Raw genomic sequence first — 3,337 nt, 5'->3', positions numbered from 1 at the left:
CTTCCGGTAGCTGGTCATAGAAGGAGCTGTATTTCAATGCTGTTGGCCGTTTGGCCATCAGCGTTAGGTATGGCTGCCAATTCATCGCTTTTCGTTCGCTTCCATAGAGTCGTGGGTGTGTGATGAGAATTTCATTCTTTTCATTGAGGATCGTCACTTGATCGAATGAAAGCTTGGCTGTCACTTCTCGTCCTGCAAAGCGGGGTGACGTGGAATACTGTTTCCGGTCAATCCGGATATACCCATACTTGTCTGCTTTTAAATGTTCATAGCGAATACATTCATAAGCTTTGCCTGGCAATTGTAACAGCTGCTCCTTGTCTGCCAAATGCAGTTCGGAAATCGGCAGTTCCTTTTCGTAATGTGCTCTTTCCCGGTCTCCCACACTCCAGGTAAAGGCTTGTTCATTTAAGTCTTCCAAACGATTGTATGGCACAGCCGGTGAATATTGCAGATGAATTGAGCCACTTGTGCGTACTTTTGAGCCAGTCATTGCGGAAAAGTGAGCCACCTTATGCGGACTGGAGAGCCATCAAAATAAATAGAATAGCCTCTTGTATAATAAAAATTGCATGCAGACTGGCATGACACTATTATACAGGAGGTTTTTTTATGGTTAATTGTCGTAAGATCCTTGAGATGTATTTTGAAGGGATCAGTCAAAGAACAATCAGTTCTAGCACTGGCCACTCAAGAAATACAGTCTCTGAGGTCGTTCAACGTGCCAAGAAACTTGGCGTGGAAAGTTTGGACGATACTATGACCAATCCGTGGCTAGAGAGGTTTCTCTTTCCAGAAAAGCAAGCGATCGAGAAAGGTTATTTCCCCGTTGATTGGGAAGACGTGCATAAGGAGCTGCAAAAAAAGAATGTCACCCTGACCTTACTGCATCATGAGTACGCTGCAGAAGCACGGGAGATCGGGAAAATACCTTATGCCTACAGGACTTTTTGCGAGAAGTACGGGAAATATGCGAGGAAATATAAGTTGACGATGCCAATTCGCAGAAAACCTGGTGAAATCATGGAGGTGGATTGGGCTGGATCTACGCTGCATATCATAGATCGTTCAACGGGCGAAACGATTCCGGCGTATGTTTTTATAGCGACATTGCCTTTCAGTCAATTAAGCTATGTGGAAGCATTTTTAGATATGAAATCACCAAATTGGCTCATCGCCCATATTCACGCTTTCGAATACTTTGGCGGAGTTCCCGAAACCATAGTCCCGGATAATTTAAAGACAGGGGTCACAAAAGCTCTTCGGGGTGAACCTCTTCTCAATGAATCCTATCGTGAACTGGCAGATTATTATCGAACAGTCATTGTCCCAAGCCGTGTACGGAAGCCGAAAGACAAGCCAAGCGTCGAAGGAACTGTGGGCTACATTTCACGGCAGATAATCGCTTCGCTAAGAAATTATCAATGTTTTCACATAGAAGATCTAAATCAGCGAATCCATGAAAAGCTGGAGGAAATCAATTCTATTGATTTCCAGAAACGACCTGGCTCACGGAAAAAGGTGTTTGAGGAAGAAGAGAAATCCCACCTTCAACAGCTTCCTCAAACACGCTACAAACTTACGGAATGGAAAACAGCAAAAGTTCAACTGAACTACCACATCCAAGTTGAACGAATGAATTATTCCGTTCCCTATGATTACGTCCGTGACCAAGTCGATGTCCGACTGACTACGGATCTAATTGAAGTTTACTTTAAAGAAACACGAATTGCATCCCATAAAAGATTAAAAGGGGAAGTCGGCCAGTTTTCAACGATTACGGATCACATGCCCGATAATCACAGATTATATCTAGAACATAATCCTGAAAACAATCGCAAATGGGCAGAGGCCATCGGGCCTTCCATGATGCAGTTTGTGTCTTACATCTTAGAAATGAATACAGAAAAGAAAGCATTAAATATCCTTGGCACACTAAGGAATTTATCAACAAAATACACAGATGGAGAGCTCGAGAGAGCGACACATACATTACTTGAAATATCTACAAATCCCACCATTTCTGTTTTAAAGGGCGTATTGGTAAGAGGCAAGAAGCGTAAGCAAAAATCGAGTATCGATCATCGACGAAATCATGCCAATGATCATGGATTTCTGCGTGGTGCCGAATATTTTGGAGGGGACAAAAGATGATAAACCAAGAAACATTACGTAAATTGACCGAAATGAAAATGGGTGCAATGGCAGAATTGTACCAGCAACAGGGCCAGCACAAAGACTATCATGACATGGATTTCGATGATCGCTTTAATCTTTTGGTAGATTATGAGTATGACCGCCGAAAATCTAACAGACTGGCACGATTGATTAAACAAGCAACATTTGATGAGCCGACGGCAGCTATTGAAGACATAGAATATCATCCTGACCGCAACCTGGACAAGAAAGTAATATTGGAGTTAGCGACAGGCAACTATATTCAAAACCACCACAACATTATTTTAATGGGTGCATCAGGGAACGGAAAAACTTGGATCTCCAATGCCTTTGGGGTCCATGCATGTCGTCAATTTTACAAAGTAAAATATATTAGATTGCCAGAATTACTGGACGAATTGGCTGTGGCAAAGTATGAAGCCGATGGCAGCTTCCGTAAACTCATTCAGAAATATAAAAAGATCGATTTATTGATTCTTGATGAATGGTTATTAACCGAGCTTTCAGAGGAAAGTGCACTTCACGTCTTGGAAATTGTCGAGGCAAGATTAAAAAGAGCATCAACAATATTCTGTTCCCAATTTTCACCCGAAGGGTGGCATTCGAAATTAGGACAAGCACAGGTAGCAGATGCGATTCTTGACCGTATCGTTCATGATTCCTATAAAATTCTAGTGGATGGTGCCATATCAATGAGAGAACGGCACGGCTTGGGAGTCAGAAAATGATTCCAACAGAAGTTGAAAACCGTATAGCCAAGTATTTCTTTCACAGATATTTACCGGAGGAAGTGATGATGAAAATTGTAGATGAGTTACTGGCTACTTGTGTATGGAACGAGGAGGAGGACTTAGATATTGATGAACTCGTCAGTTGGGCAGTCGAGATTATTGACCAACAATTAAAAGATAAACGATTTAGATAGGATCAGCAGCCGTTGGAATAAATCAAAACCATTCCAATGGCTGTCTGTTTTCCACCTTTTATAATCAAATGGCTTTCACCACCGCATTCACTGGCTCTATTGTCCGCACAAGGTGGCTCAAAACTCCGCACTGGTGGCTCATTCTGTCCGCAATACTCAGCCGGCAACAGATAATTATTGCGGATATACTTCACCATGGCTTCTACATGTCCTTTTTCATTGCCGCTGTTCGGA

Annotated in this window: 5 protein-coding genes; 3 read left to right on the top strand and 2 right to left on the bottom strand. The window is 42.4% G+C overall.

Translation table 11 applies throughout. From position 1 onward, the window contains the following. On the bottom strand, positions 1-493 hold a 493-nt coding region (locus JJQ88_RS20860), incomplete at its 3' end, for a Mu transposase domain-containing protein (protein ID WP_481748326.1). Positions 494-639: 146 nt separating this feature from the next. On the opposite strand from JJQ88_RS20860, the gene istA reads away from it, so the two are divergent. Genes istA through JJQ88_RS20845 form a run of 3 tightly spaced genes read left to right on the top strand, consistent with a single transcriptional unit; the run spans position 640 to position 3,103 of the window. Then, positions 640-2,154 (top strand): IS21 family transposase, encoded by a 1,515-nt coding sequence (istA, locus tag JJQ88_RS20855; protein WP_349237168.1) that lies wholly within the window; start codon positions 640-642, stop codon positions 2,152-2,154. Beyond that, on the top strand, positions 2,151-2,906 hold the full coding sequence (istB, locus tag JJQ88_RS20850) for an IS21-like element helper ATPase IstB (protein ID WP_210367964.1): 756 nt from the start codon (positions 2,151-2,153) through the stop codon (positions 2,904-2,906). The genes istA and istB overlap by 4 nt, the downstream gene beginning before the upstream one ends. Continuing rightward, positions 2,903-3,103, top strand: a complete 201-nt coding sequence (locus JJQ88_RS20845) for a hypothetical protein (RefSeq protein ID WP_210367963.1) — start codon at positions 2,903-2,905, stop codon at positions 3,101-3,103. Before istB ends, JJQ88_RS20845 begins: the two co-directional genes overlap by 4 nt. A 2-nt stretch (positions 3,104-3,105) precedes the next feature. On the opposite strand, the gene JJQ88_RS20840 is transcribed toward JJQ88_RS20845, so the two are convergent. Then, positions 3,106-3,337: hypothetical protein (locus JJQ88_RS20840; RefSeq protein WP_210367966.1), on the bottom strand; the 232-nt coding region annotated here is incomplete at its 5' end.

This window comes from Bacillus sp. REN3 (assembly GCF_017912555.1).
Lineage (GTDB): Bacteria > Bacillota > Bacilli > Bacillales > Cytobacillaceae > Mesobacillus.
The sequence above is the reverse complement of the archived record's forward strand: the minus strand, read 5'-3'. Positions and strand labels throughout refer to the sequence as shown.

What these genes read in the sequence shown, in the direction of transcription:
- JJQ88_RS20845 (WP_210367963.1), top strand. Translation starts at nt 2,903, where the DNA reads ATGATTCCAACAGAAGTTGAAAACCGTATAGCCAAGTATTTCTTTCAC.
- istA (WP_349237168.1), top strand. Translation starts at nt 640, where the DNA reads ATGTATTTTGAAGGGATCAGTCAAAGAACAATCAGTTCTAGCACTGGC.
- istB (WP_210367964.1), top strand. Translation starts at nt 2,151, where the DNA reads ATGATAAACCAAGAAACATTACGTAAATTGACCGAAATGAAAATGGGT.